The following is a 17,170-nucleotide window of genomic DNA, read 5'->3' on the forward strand; positions in this document are numbered from 1 at the left end:
GCGCAATGAACAACTGGCCCGAAGGTTATGGCCGCCGCGTGCTGGATCAGGTGGACAGCACCAACGCCGAAGCCGCGCGGATTGCGCCGGGGCTGACGGGGCCGGAATGGATTTTGGCCCTGCGTCAAACGGCGGGCCGGGGGCGCCGGGGGCGTCCGTGGGCTGATCCGGTGGGCAATTTCGCGGCCACGCTGGTGATGCGCCCTGCGGAAACCCCGGACCGGATCGCGCTGCGGTCCTTTGTGGCGTCGCTGGCGCTGTATGATGCTGTGGCGGCGGCAACCGGACGGGATGATCTGCTAAGCCTGAAATGGCCCAATGATGTGTTGCTGAACGGTGGCAAGCTGGCGGGTATCCTGCTGGAAAGCACCGGCATGGCAGGGCAGGGGATCAGCCATATTGCCATCGGCATCGGCGTTAATCTGGCCAGCGCCCCTGACATGGCGCAGGTTGAACCGGGGGCCACGCGTCCCGTGTCGCTGTTTTCGGAAACGGGTATTCGCATTGCGCCGCAGGATTTTCTGAACCTGCTGGCCCCGGCCTTTGCCCGGTACGAGGAACAGTTCCGCACCTATGGTTTTGCCCCTATCCGCGAATTGTGGTTGTCCCGCGCGGCCCGTCTGGGGCAGGTGATTACCGCCAGAACCATGCGTAACGAAACCACCGGCACATTCGAGACAGTGGACGAAACAGGCAATATTGTCCTATCCACCCCCAAGGGCCGCGAGGTGATCCCGGCTGCTGAAATTTTCTTTTGAGGAGGCGTGCGATGCTTCTGGCCATCGACTGCGGCAACACGAATACGGTTTTTTCGATCTGGGACGGCGTGCAAATCCGTTGCACCCTGCGCACGGCCACGGATCATCAACGGACGGCGGATCAATATTTCGTCTGGCTGGACCGGCTGTTGCAGCACCACAAGATCGACATGGACATCAATGCTGTGATCATCAGTTCGACCGTGCCGCGCGTGGTGTTTAACCTGCGGGTTCTGGCGGATCGGTATTTCAATTGTCGTCCGCTGGTGGTGGGGAAGCCCGATTGCCTGCTGCCCAGCGACCCGCGCGTGGACGAAGGCACTCAGGTTGGCCCCGACCGACTGGTGAATACGGCGGGGGCGTTTGATCGCTACGGCGGCAATCTGATCGTGGTGGATTTCGGCACTGCGACCACCTTTGACGTTGTGGCGCAGGATGGGGCCTATGTGGGGGGCGTGATTGCGCCCGGTGTGAACCTGTCACTGCAAGCCCTGCATGAAATGGCTGCCGCCCTGCCGCATGTGGACGTGACCAAACCGCAGCGGGTGATTGGCACCAACACCGTGGCCTGTATGCAAAGCGGTATTTTCTGGGGTTATGTTGGTCTTGTGCGTGGGATATGCGATCATATCAAGGGCGAATACGATCAACCCATGCGCGTGATTTCCACAGGGGGGCTTGCCCCGCTATTTGGTCAGGGCGAAACGTTGTTCGACGTGTTTGACGAATTCCTGACAATTCATGGCCTGACGGTCATCCATCAATACAATAAGGACCAGGGCAACATATGAGCAGCGAACGTTTAATCTATCTCCCGCTTGGTGGCGCGGGGGAGATCGGGATGAATTGTTACGTCTATGGATACGGCGCACCGGATCAGGAACGGCTGATTCTGGTCGATATGGGCGTGACTTTCCCGGATATGGACGGCTCGCCGGGCGTGGACCTGATCATGCCCGATATCCGTTGGCTGGAAGAACGCAAAAACCGGCTGGAGGCGATTTTCATCACTCATGCCCACGAAGATCACGTTGGCGCGGTGGGGCATCTGTATGAAAAGCTGGGCGCGCCGATCTATGCGCGGGCCTTTACCGCCAATATCGCACGCGGTAAGCTGGCGGAATACGGCCTGTCGGATCGCGCCGTGACCACCACGGCGGCATGGCCGGAAACCGTGAAAAAGGGGCCGTTTTCGGTGGGCTTCCTGCCGATTTCCCACTCGATCCCCGAAAGCAGCGCGCTGGTGATCGACACCCCCGAAGGCCGCGTCGTCCATACGGGCGATTTCAAACTGGACCCCACCCCGATTGTCGGCGAAGCCTTTGATTCCGATTTGTGGGCGTCGGTGGCGGCCCCCGGTGTGCGGGCGCTGGTGTGTGATTCCACCAACGTGTTCACCCCGGTTGCAGGCCGGTCCGAGGCCAGCATTGCCGATGAAATCACGAATCTGGTGTCCGAAGCAAAGCAGATGGTTGTTGCGACCACTTTCGCGTCGAACGTGGCGCGGGTCAAAACCCTGGCCGAGGCGGGGCAAAGGGCAGGGCGGTCCGTGTGTCTGATGGGGCGGGCGATGCGCCGGATGATTCAGGCGGCGGTGGAAACCGGCGTGCTGACCGATTTCCCGAAAACCATCAGCCCCGAGGATGCCGCATCCCTGCCGCGCCAGAATGTTATGCTGCTGGTCACGGGCAGCCAAGGCGAACGCCGCGCCGCCAGCGCCCAATTGGCCAATGGCAAATATAACGGCCTGACCCTGAAAGATGGGGATTTGTTCCTGTTTTCGTCAAAAACCATTCCGGGGAATGAACGCGGTGTGATCCGCATCGTGAACCAGTTCAGTGAAATGGGCGTGGATGTGGTGGATGACACCCAAGGCCGGTATCACGTCTCGGGCCATGCCAACCGCCCCGATCTGGTGACGATGCACAAGCTGATGAAGCCGCAGATCGTGATTCCGATGCACGGCGAACACCGCCATTTGCGCGAACATGCGAAACTGGCGGAATCGAACGGGTTCCAATCCGTTGTCGCCCCGAATGGCGTGATGCTCTCTCTATCTGCCAAAGGCCCGAAGGTCGAAGGCTATGTGGAAACCGGACGCACCTATCTGGATGGCCGCATCCTGATTGGGGCACTGGATGGCATCGTGCGGGATCGTATCCGTATGGCGCTGAACGGTCATGTCATGGTGACGGTGATCATCGACGAAGACGGCGAACCGCTGGGCGAACCGTGGTGCGAAGTCCGGGGCCTGTCTGAAACGGGCCGGTCCAACGCGCCACTGGTGGACGCGCTAGAGGAAGATCTGGATCAGTTTATGGGCCGCGCCAAACCCGCCACCCTGCGCGATGACGATAAGCTGGAAATGGAACTGCGGCGACTGGTGCGTAAAACCACGCTGGATGAAATCGGCAAAAAACCCGAAGTCACCGTGGTCATCAGCCGTCTGGCATAACGCGCCAAAATAATCGGTCGTTCCAAAAACAAACCCCCGCCAAAAGCGGGGGTTTTTAACGTTTTGGCGTAGATCGGAACCTTATCCGGCGCGGCGCTGTTCAAAGCTGAGCGCGATAAAGCTGGGCATGTGATCGCCCATGCCGACAACGTCCCGCCCACCGCGCGAGGACCGGCGGTCATATTTATCCGACTTAGAACTGGATTGCGGCGCTGCGTCCCGTGGTTCGCGTTGTTCGCGCGGGGTGTCTGCCTTGCGGTCGTCTTTACGCTCGTCCCGGCGGTCATCCGATTTCCGCGACCGCGAGGATTTTTCATCCCGTGCGTCGGGCTGATCGTCCTGCGCCTTGCGGGCGGGTTTTTCATCCTTCAGCGGGTTTTCAATCCGGGGGATTTCCAGCTCGACCAGCTTTTCAATCGCGTCAAAATTCTTCTCGTCGCGCGGGGTGCAGATCATCATCGCGGTGCCGGTACGCCCGGCGCGGCCCGTGCGGCCAATGCGGTGAACGTAATCTTCGGCATGAGAGGGCACATCGAAATTGAACACATGGCTGACATTGGGAATATCCAGCCCGCGTGCGGCCACGTCTGACGCCACAAGGAACCGCAAAGACCCATCGCGGAACCCGTCCAGCGTTTTCATGCGCTGGCTTTGGTCCAGATCGCCATGAATGGCCGCCGCGTCATAGCCGTATTTTTTCAGGCTTTTCGCGGTGATATCCACGTCAATCTTGCGGTTGCAGAAAATGATTGCGTTCTTGCACTTGTCGCCTTCGGCGTCGATCAGCGCGCGTAGAACCCGGCGCTTTTCGCTACCTTCGCGGTCGCGACGGCTGGCTTTGAACATCACCACGCCCTGCGTGATCGTATCCGATGTGGTGGCCTGACGGGCCACTTCGATCCGTTCCGGCGCAGACAGGAACGTGTTGGTGATCCGTTCGATTTCCGGTGCCATTGTGGCGCTGAAAAACAGCGTTTGCCGGGTAAAGGGCGTCAGGCTGAAGATGCGTTCGATATCGGGGATAAAGCCCATGTCCAGCATCCGGTCGGCTTCGTCCACCACCATGATCTGAACGCCGGTCAGCAGCAGTTTGCCACGTTCAAAATGGTCCAGCAGGCGGCCCGGTGTGGCGATCAGCACATCAACGCCGCGATCAATCAGCGCGTCCTGTTCCTTGAACGACACGCCCCCGATCAGCAGCGCCTTGGTCAGCTTCATGTGCTTGGTATAGGTGTCGAAATTTTCCGCCACCTGCGCGGCCAATTCGCGTGTGGGGCATAGCACCAGACTGCGCGGCATCCGGGCGCGGGCGCGGCCTTTGCCCAGCAGGGTAATCATCGGCAGGGTAAAGCTGGCGGTTTTGCCGGTGCCTGTCTGGGCGATTCCCAGCACATCGCGGCCTTCCAATGCGGGGGGAATAGCCCCTGCCTGGATCGGTGTCGGCGTTTCATAGCCGGCTTCTTCGATGGCTTTCAGGACTTTCGGATCGAGTTTCAGATCAGAGAATTTTGTCATGTGTATCCGTGGTTTACGGACACTTTTTGGCCCGTAGCGTATATGGAAGGGTGGGCCCGTGCGGCCCAGTGGCGTCAGCCTTGGGAACTTCCTGTGCGCGCCGTTTACCCGAAACTGTGCCTCGGGTCAATCTTTGCCTTTTTTTGTGGGGATTTAGGCGTCGGGAAAATGGATTTGGCGTTTGCGTTCCAAATCCATCGCGTGACTGGACAGCAAGTTTTCCGCCGACAGTCGCGCCAGCAGTTCGGGATTGGCGGTGCATACCTCGTTATAAAAGGCCAGCAACCCGGCTTCGCCGCTGTCTTGCCAGATGGATGAAAACAGATCGTGCATCGTCACGCCGCCCTGCGTGGCTGGCCCCAGTTCTGAACGGTAAGAGCCGCTTTTCAGCCGGTATCGGAACGCCGCCAGAAACGCCTTTGGGCTTTTGGCGTGCATATGCAGCAGCTCGGTTCCGGTTAGTTCCTGTTGGCCGGGGTTCATCTGCTCCCCTACGAAAACATTGTGGATTTTCGCGTGCAGGCCGGGCTGTCCGGTGCGGTAGATCAGTTTTCCCTGCACATGGGACAGAAACCCGCCATTCAGATGCCGCCCGAATGTGGGGTATATCCGGCGGCTTTGCTGGTCACGCATCGCGCGGTCAATGGTCAGCCGCTTGAAATGCGTCACCGGGGCCGGGGTGGTTGCCGCCAATGCCTCGGCCGGGCGGATGCGGGCTACGATGCAATCATCGGGCAGGGCCGCCAACTGATCGGGCAGGGGTGTTGCGGGCCACAGGAATTCATCCACGTCGATATGGGTCAGCCAATCCACCTCGACCCGGCGGCCATAGGCATGGCGGGCGTTTTCCACCTGTCGCGGCTGGTGCTTGGCCGGGCGGCGGCCCAGATGGCGGTTCCAATACCCTTCGTCACAGACCTGCACCCGCAGTTTCGGATGCGCTGACAGGCTGTCTGCGCCATCCTGTTCCGGGTCATCCAGATACAGGTAAATCCGGTGCGCCCCCAGTTGCAGATGGTGGGCGCAAAAGGTCTGTATCTCGACCAGCGGGGCTTTGATCGTTGATACGATCCCCCATTTTGGGGCACTCATTTCGTGGTCTCCTGTTCGGGCAGGGGGCCGAAATGACGCAAAACCTTGGCATCCAGATCCAGCGGATAGCGCAGCAACATATTGTGCGCCTCCAGCCCTTCGATCAGGCGCGGCGTGGCTTCGCAGACTTCGGTGAAAAAGGTGCGCACCCCTTGTTCGCCTTCTTCCTCTTGCAGAAAGGACAGGATGTCCAACAGGCGGAACTTGTCTTCGTCCGATTTGCGATATGATCCGCGCGTCATGCGAAATGCCATGTGATCGCGGAAATACGGCCAGTCCGGCGCATGGGCATGGCCGATATACAGGTTATCGACCTTGGTTCGGTTCGCCATCACAGCTCCGCCCTGCATCACCGTATGGATGCCCACGCGTATGCCCATCAGCCCGGTGCGGGCGAAATTTTTGCCTTCCCGGTGGCTGATGAACCCACCCGGCAAATGCGCCCCGTAGGTGGGATACAGGTCTTCCAGCACCCCGCGCGTCTGCCCGGCAAAGCGCGGCATCAGCTTGAACAGCTCGTTGCCCTGCGATCCTGCCAGCAATTCCACCGGATAGATGCGCAACACCGTGCTATACTTGTCCAGACCGGCCAATAATTCCTTCATCGGGGCAGGCGGCAGCAGGAATTCATCCACGTCGATATGCGCCAGCCAGTCCACATCCGTGTCCTGATAGGCCTGCGTTGCCACCCATGTCTGACGCATCTGATGCGCTTTCATTCGGGGTTTTTTCTGTGCCGCCCAGAACGCCGCATCGCATTCTGTCACCTGCACCTTTGGGTTTTGCGCCAGAAACGCCGCTGTTTCCGGCGCTGGCGCGTCCAGATAAATATGCAGGCGGTCGGCGCCCAAATCCAGATGATGCGCCGCGAAACGGGCGATTTGTGGCAAGGGGGCTTTGATCAGGCTCACCAGCCCCCAGCGCAACGTATCGGGGTCTTTTGACGCCAGAAACGCTGGCACCTCTGCCACGCGTTCCCGTTTTGGGCCGGATTTGCGACGAATGCCTTTCTCGGCCAATGCCGCTTCGCGCTCTTGTCGCATCAGCCGCAGACGGCGAAACACGGTCTTGTCATCTCCGATCAGCATATCCAGCAAATGCCGCGCCAGTGGGCGGATCACCGGATCATCCCCGGCCTGTACCCACAACCCGCCCAGCAGGTTCACATCCAGCCCCCCGGACGAAATCGCATAAGGGTCCATTTGCATGGCCAGATGTTTCGCGCTGCGTTCTTGTGTGGCAAAGGCCACGTTTGGCGCATGACCGGAATACAGCCGTTCGGTTTCGTACAGCTTCATCATGCCAAACAGAACCGACAAGGCCTGACCTAATTGTCGCTGGGTATCGGTCAGCCCGGCATCGCCAAAGGTGGTGATCGCCGAAACCAACCACCGGGCATCCAGATGCCGGATCAGATACTCGGATTCTTCGGCCCATAGTCGGACAAACAGCGCCGCAGTGTGTGCTGGCTGCCCGGTGCGGCGCAGGTTGGACACCAGCATTCCATGCAAATGCAACAGCGCCGGACGGCGATGAAACTCTTGTGCCAGTTCCCGATATTTGCGGGCATAGGTGGACCGTGACCGCCCCACCTCGGCGGCGTCTTTGTGTATGGTCTGCGCCTTCAAGGGCTGGAAATCCACATCCAGCGGCGGTAGCGCCTCCCCTTCGTCATAGGTCAGCGGGTCCATCCGCAGGCCCATCTGCTTCAGGATGGCGCGGAACCCGCCGGGATAGGTTTCCATCGGTTTGCTATCGTCGCTCATGACCCAAGAATGACCCGCCAACAGATGCGGGGCAAGCGAAAGCTGACCACCGTTTCCGCCCCCCATATCGCCGCCCACACAGACCCGATATTCAGCACAACCGCCTGTTTCATCTTGCCAAAAATACTCACTGCACAGCCGTTACTCTGGGTGTTTCGTTGCTTGGGGACACGCGGTCAGGGGTGTGACCAAAACCCGACCTTTGTCAAAAAGCTATCAATGGCATCGGTGTAATCCGGGTGCAGCCCCAATTGTTCGTTCACGGATCGGTGGCTAAGCGGAAGCGGCAAAACCTGTGCCGTTCCCCCAAGGCTGGACAGTTGCGCGGCGAACCCGTCGGCTTGTGGGCATGACTGGGACCGTCGGGTTGAACATACCAACAGGATCGGCGGGGCCACCGGGGTCAGCCGGTCATAGGGGGATGCCGCTGCCCAAATCGCCGCATCTGGCCCGAATGCCTGCTGATGAAAATAGGATGGCGTGGTTTGCATGATGGCCGGTACGTTGAGCGCCGCCGAATCCAGCACGACGCTGGCCAGCCATGCCTGTGCGCCCTCGGCCCAGGCCAGCGCGGGGTCGGCCGATAACAGCGCGGTCAGATGCCCCCCGGCAGAATGCCCCATCATGACCAAACGCTGTGGTTCTGCCCCCCAGAGCGGAGCTTTTTTTTGCACGAAAGCCAACGCACGGGCCACATCGCGGGCCTGCTCCAAGGGGGCCACCGCAGGCAACAGCCGGTAATTCGTGCTGACAACCACCGCGCCGCGCTTGGTCCAATGTTCGGCCTTGTGGCGCCATGTGGCTGCGTCTGATTTGTCGCCAAACCGCCAGCCGCCCCCATGCACCAGAAACAGGATCGGTGCGTTTCGTGTATGCGGTGGCAGATATACATCCAGCTTTTGCAGCGGGTCAGGCCCGTAGATGAAATTCAGCGGGCGCAAGGCGGGCTGGGCGGTTACGGGGGCCGATAGCACGCAAACCAGACAGATCAGGCGCAATACGATGAACAGCAGGGGCATTCGGCATTCCTTGGGGAATCGTTGGGGCGATCAGTTGGGGGGATGCAACTAGCATGTGGCGAAATTAGGGCGTTTTCCGCCCCCAGTTTTCCGCCGAAGATCCGGTTTGCAAAGACCAAACCGGGATTGTCCCCTGTGCCCTTTGGGCTTGTGACGAAAAAGACGGCAGGCGCAAGCGCTTGCCGTCTTTGAAACTGTATCTGCACAGGGGGCCGCAGGAGGTAGGGGGCAGGGCTTAGCCCCCGTGCATTTCCTTGGTCGCGGTCAGGGTGATGTCGGGGTAATCCCGTTCCACCCGGTCAATATCCCATTGCAGGCGTGTCAGATACACCACGTCGCCGTCATGGTCATGGGAAATGTGCTGTTTGTTGGCTTGGACGAATTTATCCACCGCCAGCTTGTCACCGGATACCCAGCGGGCGCTGGTGAACTGGGTTTGTTCAAACCGCACGGGCAGGCCGTATTCCAGCTCGATCCGGCTGGCCAGCACCTCGAATTGCAGCGCACCCACTACGCCCACGATGAACCCGGACCCGATATTGGGTTTGAACACCTTGGCGGCGCCTTCTTCGGCGAATTGCATCAGGGCTTTTTCCAGATGCTTGGCTTTCATCGGGTCGCCCGGACGCACGGTTTGCAGCAACTCGGGCGCAAAGGACGGGATGCCGGTGGCGCGGATCGCTTCGCCTTCGGTCAGGGTGTCGCCGATGCGCAATTGGCCGTGGTTAGGAATGCCGATGATGTCGCCCGCCCAGGCTTCTTCGGCCAATTCACGGTCGGCGGCCAGAAACAGCACGGGGTTGGAAATCGTCATCGGTTTCTTGGACCGCACATGGGTCAGCTTCATGCCCCGCAAGAAATGCCCCGAGGCCAGCCGCACAAAGGCCACGCGGTCGCGGTGTTTGGGGTCCATGTTGGCCTGAACCTTGAACACGAAGCCTGCGACCTTGGTTTCCTCGGGCAGAATTTGCCGGGGCGCGGCCTGTTGCGGCTGTGGTTGCGGGCCGTATTCCGCGATTCCGTCCATCAGCTCCTTTACCCCAAAGGAATTGATCGCCGATCCGAACCAGATCGGGGTCATATGCCCCTCCAGCACCGATTGCGGGTCCAGCGCGGGCAGCAGTTCGCGGGCCATTTCGACCTCTTCGCGCAACTGATCTACCAGATGGGCGGGAACGTGTTTATCCAGTTCCGGGTCGTCCAGACCTTTGATCTTGATCGATTCCGCCACCTTGTTACGGTCGGCGCGGTCCATCAGTTCCAGCCGGTCGTGCAGTATGTCATAGCAGCCGATGAAATCGCGCCCTACGCCGATGGGCCAGCTTGCCGGGGTCACGTCAATGGCCAGCATGTCCTGAATTTCGTCGATGATCTCGAACGTGTCGCGGGATTCGCGGTCCATCTTGTTACAGAAGGTCAGGATCGGCAGATCGCGCAGGCGGCACACCTCGAACAGCTTTTGGGTCTGGCTTTCCACACCCTTTGCCCCGTCGATGACCATGATCGCGGCATCCACTGCGGTCAGCGTGCGATAGGTATCTTCGGAAAAATCGCTGTGGCCGGGGGTGTCCACCAGATTGAAGCGGAACTTGCCGAAATCGAACGACATGGCCGAGGCCGAAACCGAAATGCCCCGGTCCTGTTCCATCTTCATAAAGTCCGAGCGCGTGCGCCGGGCTTCGCCCTTGGCGCGGACCTGACCGGCCATCTGGATCGCGCCCCCGTACAACAGGAATTTTTCCGTCAACGTCGTTTTACCGGCGTCCGGGTGCGAGATGATCGCGAATGTACGGCGCCGCGCGATTTCGGGCGGCAATTCGGGGCGGTTCGAGGTCGTGTCCAACATGTTCGCGCATATATTGGGGCGCGGAACGCTTGGCAATGATTTGCTGGCGGTCCCGCGCGTAACACGCCCCAAAACCGGGGATCAGAACCCCAATCGCTGCAATCGTCCGATCAGCTTGCGGAACACGAAAGGCGGCAGGATTTCCTTTAGCACCTGTTCGCGGGCGACTTTCTTATCCTTCTGGTCCTTGGTGCCGGGGCGTGGTTTGAACAGGGTGGTGTGTTCAATGCGTGTGTCATCCCATGTCGCGGTGTAATAATATAGCGCGATGGACAGGCGTGGTTCCCCATCCGGGTGGTTCACGGGTTCCGGATTGCCGTGGAACGTGTCCGATCCGGTCGAAAAGCACACCATCCGGTTATAGGTCGGGGTAAAGCTGGCCATTTTCCGGGTCATGTCATTGTCCCAGACTTCAAAACTGCCGCCGTATTCCGGTTGCCAGTCCTTGTTCAGATAGATCAGCACGTTCAGCCGCCGTTCCAGCCGCATCGCCTTGTGAACATTGAAATCGGCATGAATATCCAGATGCCCGCCATTCAGCGTTTTGTGAATGCCCGCGCCCACGAAATAGGGGTCGGGGATCAGCCCCTTGATGCCGGTCATTTCTTCCAGAAAGAAAATGAAATGGCGGGAATTGAAGCTGTTGAACAGATGCCGCGTAAAATCCGGCAACCGATCCGGGTTGAAAGAGCTTTTCAGGTTTTCCTGAGGGCGGGAAAAGTTGGATTCGGATTGCGGCAGATGGGCCATATCCGCGATGACGTGATCCACCACTGTTTCGGGCAGGAAATTGTCGATGCAGATGTGATGATAGGGTTGGCCGGACTGATAGGCCTCGGCATGGCTGCGCCCAATTTCACGCGCTTTGTCAGAGGACAGAAGCAGGGTGGACGGGTCCAGCGGATAGTGCGCTTCGGGCATTTGAAATCCTGTGTGTCTAATACTTTGGTCAGATCATCAGGCTAGCAAAAATCCGCCGAAACGCCTATCGAAACGGGCTGATTTTGCGAATATGGCAAAAATAAGGCCCGTTTTGTTGCTGCAAAAGGCAAAATCCCGCGCGAGGCGCGGGATTGATGAAATCTGTCATTCGGTGCTGATTCACGCTATGGGCCGGGCAATCAGAATGTCGCACGGCGGATTGCGCATCAAATCGGTTGCCACACTGCCCAAAAGCGACCGATGCGCCCCGGTACGCCCATGTGCGCCCACGGTGATCAGATGTGCGCCGGTTTCCGTAACCGCATTCGCCACCGCTAGAAATGGTCCGGCTTCTGGAAACAACGTATGCCCCAATCCAATCGGTAGCGCATGATGGGCACGCCATGCGGAATCGGCATCCTGTGCCTCGGCGCGGAAAGATGCGGAAATGGTATTGGTGGACATGGCCACCGCGCCACCGGCCCCCAGCAAGGCCTCGTATGGGATATGCAGAGCGTTGAGCGGAACAATCCGCGCCGATGGTGCCAACCTATGCCCCAGATTTAAGGCAGCGGTTGCCGCAGGGGTAAAATCAGTGGCGGCGATGATGGTTTCATAAGCGTGGTCGTCAGGGGCGCGCACAACCAGCACCGGGCAATCTGTCATGCGCACGACACGCTGCGCCGTGGTTTCGCGCCATTCGTCCAGCAATGATCGGGGTCTATGTACGCCGATCACCAACAGATCGGGGGCCTGATCCTGTATCGTTTCAATCAGCGTCGCCGCTGGACTGCCGATACAGGGCAACAGGCTGTAATCCAGCCCATCTGCAACATGGGCGGCAAAACGTTCTAATTGTTCAATCGCGCTGGCTTGGCGGACCGCCAGCAAATCATCTGGCAGGGAATCGTCCTGTACATGGACAAAGCTTAGACGGGCCTGATGTTCGCGGGCCAGCCGCACGGCGCGGAAAACAGCGCGGTCGGATCGGGGGGATAAATCCGTTGCAACAAGTATATGCTTCGGCATTGGGTTCTCCTGTATCAATACGGCGCACGAGACTACGCATACTGTGCCGCACCAGTGATAAGAGGCCAAGAGCCTATCCGATGAATATGACTGACATGCGCGTGTTGTCCGTGGGCGGCCTATTTAACCGTCGCGCCTGTGGTGGGAATGTCCACGCGCGACCGCCGGTATAGGGCGATAGGGGGCTAGCCGGTTGTCGCGCGTTTCAGCAGGGCCGCCATGTCGGTGTCACGGTCCAGTAGCGATTCCTCGACCTCGTAATCCCTTAGCAGATCGGCACTATGGCGCAGTCCGCTTTCTTGTAGGGTGGTTGCCAAATCCTCGGGCAGGGCGGGGCGGGTGCGTTCATCCAGCAGCAGGGTTTCGGCGGCGATCCCTTCGGCATAGATGATCTGATGGGCATCAAACAGCAGTTGGAAATATTCGACGAACCCGCCGTCCTGTCGGGTGATCGTGGTGCCGTTCACCAGATGCCGCGCCCGGATCAGCAATTCCGACCGCCCCACGCCCAATTCGTCGCTGCGCTGGTAAATGAACAGGCGGTGTTCGGGGCTGACGATCAGATCGTCCGTATTGTGCAAGACCCCGGCGGCAATGCGGATCGGGGCGAAATCACCCACGGCGCGGGTGGTGGATTGGCCGATCCAGCGGATGTCCTGCGGTCCGTCATCGCGCGTCAGAACCCGGTCGCCCACCTGTAAATCCTCGATCCGGCGCTGTTCGCCGGTGGCCAGCGTGATGTGGGTGCCACGGGTGAAGGATACGAACGCCACCTGCGCCAGCTTGGCGCGGGCGGTTTCAGTGTCGACCCCGACCAGCCGGTAATCTGTTTTCGAGGACATTCGCGCCAGAGGTAGCGCGTATAGCGCCGCGATATGGCCATCTGGTTCCAACTCCACGAAAATCAGCACTTCGGTGGTGCGCCCGTCTGGGGACATCAGCGTTAGGCAACTGTCCAGACAGACCTGACGTCCCGGTTCCCCCGTTTCGCTGCTTTGCGAGATTTGAAAGGCCCCCTGAGCCTGCGCCCCCTGCGGTTGGGGGATCAGGCTAAGCCGCCGGGGCGTGTGATCGGGCATCAGAACATAGGTATCGTCCAGAATCAGGTCATCCGCGATGGAAAGCGCATCGCCCATATTGGCCCCGTGTTCCACATGCAGCGCGGCGGCGGGCAGAACAGGCAGGGTGAAGATGGAATGCGGGCTGTTGGGCATGGAACACCTGATGGTCTGACGTCGGCGGGACATGCCCGACAAATCACGGGATAGATTAGGAATGTGGCAGTACCGGGTCAACGCGGCGAAGATTTGCAGGCGAATACCGTTCCGAATATCAAGGGGGGCATTTTGCAAGAAAACTTGATTCAGGTTTCTTGTGAAATACGCTAGGTCTATGCGGGATAAAAATGGGAGATGGACAAATGGATTTAGGTCTGAAGGGGAAGCGCGCATTGGTCTGTGCCTCGAGCAAAGGCTTGGGGCGCGGCTGCGCAGAGGCGCTTGCCGCAGAAGGGGTTAACCTGATCATGAACGCCCGCGGTGTCGAGGCGCTGGAGGCGGCCGCCGCAGAAATCCGGGCGAAATACGGTGTGGATGTGGTGGCTGTGGCTGCCGATGTCACCACCGAAGAAGGCCGCGCCAAAGTGCTGGCGGCTGCTGCTGACGTAGATATCCTTGTGACCAATGCCGGTGGCCCGCCCCCCGGCATGTGGAGCGATTGGGAACGCGAGGATTTCATCAAGGCGCTGGACGCGAACATGCTGACGCCAATCGCGCTGATGAAAGCGTTGTTGCCGCAGATGATGGCAAAGGGCTGGGGACGGGTGGTCAACATCACCTCGCAATCGGTGAAGGGGCCGATTGCGGTTCTGGGCCTGTCTAACTCGGCGCGTGCCGGTTTGACCGGCTATGTCGCGGGAACGGCCCGTCAGGTTGCCGGATCGGGTGTGACGATCAACAATCTGCTGCCGGGAATCCACGCCACGGATCGCGCCATTTCGCTGGACGGTGGTGTGTCCAAGGCCAAGGGGATCAGCATGGACGAGGCCAAGGCTGAACGATGCGCGACGATTCCGGCGGGGCGCTATGGCACCGCAGAAGAATTCGGCGCGGCCTGCGCGTTCCTGTGTTCGCAACAGGCCGGGTTTATTGTTGGGCAGAACCTTCTGCTGGACGGTGGCGCACTGAACGCGACGCTTTGAAGAACCAGAATCCCGCCTGAGCCAGATAAACGGTTTGGGCGGGGTTTTGCCCGCAGGGAAAAGCGCGGAGGGGAAAAGAACGGAAAATTTCAAATTTTCCGTGCCTCCGGCGGAAGTATTTGCAATCAGAAAGAAGCCGGGGCTGGGGGCGGTCATGGTTTCGTCATGCGACAGGCGTGGAATTGCGCCGGGCGTAGGGGGCATTTACCCTTACGATCATCATAAAAGCAGGGGCTGCGATGAAGCACGAAAGCGTTCAGGATTATTATGGCAAGGTATTGCAAGGCAGCGATGATCTGCAAACCAATGCGTGCTGCACCCCGGATGCCATGCCGGACTATGTGAAGGCAGTGCTGTCGCAAATCCATGATGAGGTGCTGACCCGCTATTACGGCTGTGGTCTGGTGATGCCCTTGGCGCTGGACGGGGCGAAGGTGCTGGATCTGGGCTGTGGGGCGGGGCGGGATGTCTATGCGCTGGCGCAGCTGGTCGGGCCAACCGGGCGCGTTGTTGGCGTGGATATGACACCCGAGCAACTGGATGTGGCACGGCGGCATCAGGGCTGGCACGCGGAGCGGTTCGGGTTCGACAATGTCGAATTTCATCAGGGCTATATCGAAGAATTGGACAAGCTGGGGCTGGAGCCGGGCAGCTTTGACGTGATCGTGTCTAATTGCGTGCTGAACCTGTCCACGGACAAGCAGGCGGTGTTGCGCGGCGCCTATCATCTGCTGAAACCCGGCGGGGAAATGTATTTTTCCGATGTCTATGCCGATCGCCGCGTGCCCGCAGCAATGGCGCAGGACGAGGTTCTGTATGGCGAATGTCTGAGCGGGGCGTTGTATTGGAACGATTTCCTGAGCTACGCCAAACGGGCCGGGTTTGACGATCCGCGATTGGTGTCGCATCGCCCGCTGACGATTGAAAACCCGGCGCTGGAGGCGCGGATTGCCCCGCTTAGCTTTACCTCGGCCACATATCGGTTGTTCCGGTTGGATGGGTTGGAACCGGCCTGCGAAGATTACGGGCAGGCGGTGATTTACAAGGGAACACTGCCCCACGCGCCCCATGCTTTTGAACTGGATGATCATCACGTCATGCAGGCGGGCAAGGTGTTCCCGGTGTGTGGCAATACATGGAAAATGCTGGCGGATACGCGGTTTGCGTCACATTTCGATTTCATCGGGGATTTTTCCACCCATTACGGTATTTTCGAAGGCTGCGGTGGCGAAAGCCCGTTCGAGCGGGACGAAAGCGTCGCGCCGGGTGGGTGTTGCTAATGAAGGCGGGGCTTGTTATCTGCGCCCGTGAAACCCGATAAATTCCATCGGAATAGCAGGAGGCGCCGCGTGGCCCAGCCCGTTCCCAGACTGGAAATCCGCAATCTGGTTCGCCGTTTCGGCGGGCAGACGGTGGTGGATCATGTGTCTTTAAGCGTGATGCCGGGGCAAGTAACCTGTCTGCTGGGGCCGTCTGGTTGCGGCAAATCCACAACGCTGCGGATGATTGCCGGTGTGGAAATGCAGGATTCGGGTGAAATCTATGTGGATGGTAATCTGATCTGCGACACGGTGTTCCGAATCCCGCCCGAGCGGCGGCATATCGGGCTGATGTTTCAGGATTTCGCGCTGTTCCCGCACCTGAGCGTGGGGGATAACGTGGCCTTTGGGCTGAAAGGCACCAAAGAGGAAAAGCGCGCGCGGGTCGAGGAACTGCTGGATAAGGTCGGGTTGAAACGCTTCATTGACGGCTTCCCCTATCTATTGTCGGGCGGCGAACAACAGCGCGTGGCGCTGGCACGGGCCTTGGCCCCGCGTCCCCGGATCATGCTGATGGATGAACCGTTTTCAGGGCTGGATAACCGGCTGCGCGATGACATCCGCGATCAGACATTGGAACTTCTGAAAGAAGAAGACGCCGCTGTTCTGTTGGTCACGCATGAACCCGAAGAAGCGATGCGCATGGCCGACGAAATCGCCCTGATGCGCAAGGGCAAGATCGTGCAGCAGGGTGCGCCCTATAATATCTATAACGCGCCGGTGGATAAGCAGGCGGTCTCCTTTTTTAGTGATATCAATGTGATACGTGGGGTCGTTAAGGGGGCGTTGACCGACACGGCCTTTGGGCAGTTTCTTGCTCCCGGTATTCCGGACGGGGCCGAGGTGGAGATTGTGATCCGCCCGCAGCACCTGAAGATTGATCTGGACCGGGCGGGCAAAGGGCCGCTGCCCACCCCGCAAGACGGCGTTGCCGCGCGGGGCGAGGTGGTCCGCGCCCGCTTCATGGGATCGGAAAGTTTGGTGGAAATCCGCATGGATTTTGACGGCTCGATTCTAAAGGCAACCGTGCCGAATGTGTTCCTGCCAAAACCGGGCAAACCGCTGTGGTTGATGTTCCGGCGGGATCGTTGTTTTGTGTTCCCATTGGGCAAAAGCGTGGTCTGACCCCGCGCCACAGGGGATGCCCCCGGTGGGCCTATACGAAAAATCCCCCGGTTGCGGCGCTTTGGTTCTTCCAACCATGCCCGTTCAACATTAGATACAGAATGTGTTTTCGCAGGGTCGGCACC

The 17,170-nt window shown here is 59.4% G+C and carries 14 protein-coding genes; 6 read left to right on the forward strand and 8 right to left on the reverse strand.

Annotation, left to right across the window (positions count from 1 at the left end; genetic code table 11):
• Window positions 1–5: 5 nt before the first annotated feature.
• The 3 genes from FN828_RS03315 to FN828_RS03325 are packed head-to-tail and all read left to right on the forward strand — an operon-like array spanning window position 6 to window position 3,213.
• Entirely contained in the window at window positions 6–758 is a 753-nt protein-coding gene (locus FN828_RS03315; protein ID WP_142491966.1) for a biotin--[acetyl-CoA-carboxylase] ligase, read from the forward strand.
• 11 nt (window positions 759–769) lie between these two features.
• Entirely contained in the window at window positions 770–1,549 is a 780-nt protein-coding gene (locus tag FN828_RS03320) for a type III pantothenate kinase (RefSeq protein ID WP_142491967.1), read from the forward strand.
• The gene (locus tag FN828_RS03325; protein WP_142491968.1) at window positions 1,546–3,213 is read left to right on the forward strand and encodes a ribonuclease J; all 1,668 of its coding nucleotides are present in this window, start codon (window positions 1,546–1,548) and stop codon (window positions 3,211–3,213) included. The genes FN828_RS03320 and FN828_RS03325 overlap by 4 nt, the downstream gene beginning before the upstream one ends.
• An 81-nt stretch (window positions 3,214–3,294) precedes the next feature.
• On the opposite strand, the gene FN828_RS03330 is transcribed toward FN828_RS03325, so the two are convergent.
• The 8 genes from FN828_RS03330 to FN828_RS03365 all read right to left on the reverse strand — a co-directional run bounded on the left by FN828_RS03330 (window position 3,295) and on the right by FN828_RS03365 (window position 13,615).
• Window positions 3,295–4,728 (reverse strand): DEAD/DEAH box helicase, encoded by a 1,434-nt coding sequence (locus FN828_RS03330; RefSeq protein WP_142491969.1) that lies wholly within the window; start codon window positions 4,726–4,728, stop codon window positions 3,295–3,297.
• A gap of 153 nt (window positions 4,729–4,881) precedes the next feature.
• Window positions 4,882–5,820, reverse strand: a complete 939-nt coding sequence (locus FN828_RS03335) for a glycosyltransferase family 2 protein (RefSeq protein ID WP_142491970.1) — start codon at window positions 5,818–5,820, stop codon at window positions 4,882–4,884.
• Window positions 5,817–7,586 (reverse strand): glycosyltransferase family 2 protein, encoded by a 1,770-nt coding sequence (locus FN828_RS03340; protein ID WP_142491971.1) that lies wholly within the window; start codon window positions 7,584–7,586, stop codon window positions 5,817–5,819. The genes FN828_RS03335 and FN828_RS03340 overlap by 4 nt, the downstream gene beginning before the upstream one ends.
• Before the next feature lie 176 nt (window positions 7,587–7,762).
• The gene (locus FN828_RS03345; RefSeq protein ID WP_142491972.1) at window positions 7,763–8,605 is read right to left on the reverse strand and encodes an alpha/beta hydrolase; all 843 of its coding nucleotides are present in this window, start codon (window positions 8,603–8,605) and stop codon (window positions 7,763–7,765) included.
• 235 nt (window positions 8,606–8,840) lie between these two features.
• Window positions 8,841–10,451: a peptide chain release factor 3 gene (locus FN828_RS03350; protein WP_142491973.1), complete on the reverse strand. Its 1,611-nt coding sequence runs from the start codon at window positions 10,449–10,451 to the stop codon at window positions 8,841–8,843.
• An 81-nt stretch (window positions 10,452–10,532) separates the two neighbouring features.
• On the reverse strand, window positions 10,533–11,372 hold the full coding sequence (locus FN828_RS03355; protein WP_142491974.1) for a 2OG-Fe(II) oxygenase: 840 nt from the start codon (window positions 11,370–11,372) through the stop codon (window positions 10,533–10,535).
• Window positions 11,373–11,552: 180 nt separating this feature from the next.
• Entirely contained in the window at window positions 11,553–12,401 is an 849-nt protein-coding gene (locus FN828_RS03360; protein WP_142491975.1) for a universal stress protein, read from the reverse strand.
• A 185-nt stretch (window positions 12,402–12,586) separates the two neighbouring features.
• Window positions 12,587–13,615 (reverse strand): Hint domain-containing protein, encoded by a 1,029-nt coding sequence (locus FN828_RS03365; protein WP_142491976.1) that lies wholly within the window; start codon window positions 13,613–13,615, stop codon window positions 12,587–12,589.
• Window positions 13,616–13,821: 206 nt separating this feature from the next.
• On the opposite strand from FN828_RS03365, the gene FN828_RS03370 reads away from it, so the two are divergent.
• The 3 genes from FN828_RS03370 to FN828_RS03380 all read left to right on the forward strand — a co-directional run bounded on the left by FN828_RS03370 (window position 13,822) and on the right by FN828_RS03380 (window position 17,045).
• Entirely contained in the window at window positions 13,822–14,601 is a 780-nt protein-coding gene (locus FN828_RS03370) for an SDR family oxidoreductase (RefSeq protein WP_142491977.1), read from the forward strand.
• 239 nt (window positions 14,602–14,840) lie between these two features.
• Entirely contained in the window at window positions 14,841–15,881 is a 1,041-nt protein-coding gene (locus tag FN828_RS03375) for a methyltransferase domain-containing protein (RefSeq protein WP_142491978.1), read from the forward strand.
• A 69-nt stretch (window positions 15,882–15,950) separates the two neighbouring features.
• Entirely contained in the window at window positions 15,951–17,045 is a 1,095-nt protein-coding gene (locus FN828_RS03380; RefSeq protein WP_235891384.1) for an ABC transporter ATP-binding protein, read from the forward strand.
• The last annotated feature ends 125 nt before the right edge of the window (window positions 17,046–17,170 follow it).

Source organism: Thalassovita litoralis (assembly GCF_900182725.1).
Classification (GTDB): Bacteria; Pseudomonadota; Alphaproteobacteria; order Rhodobacterales; family Rhodobacteraceae; genus Thalassobius; species Thalassobius litoralis.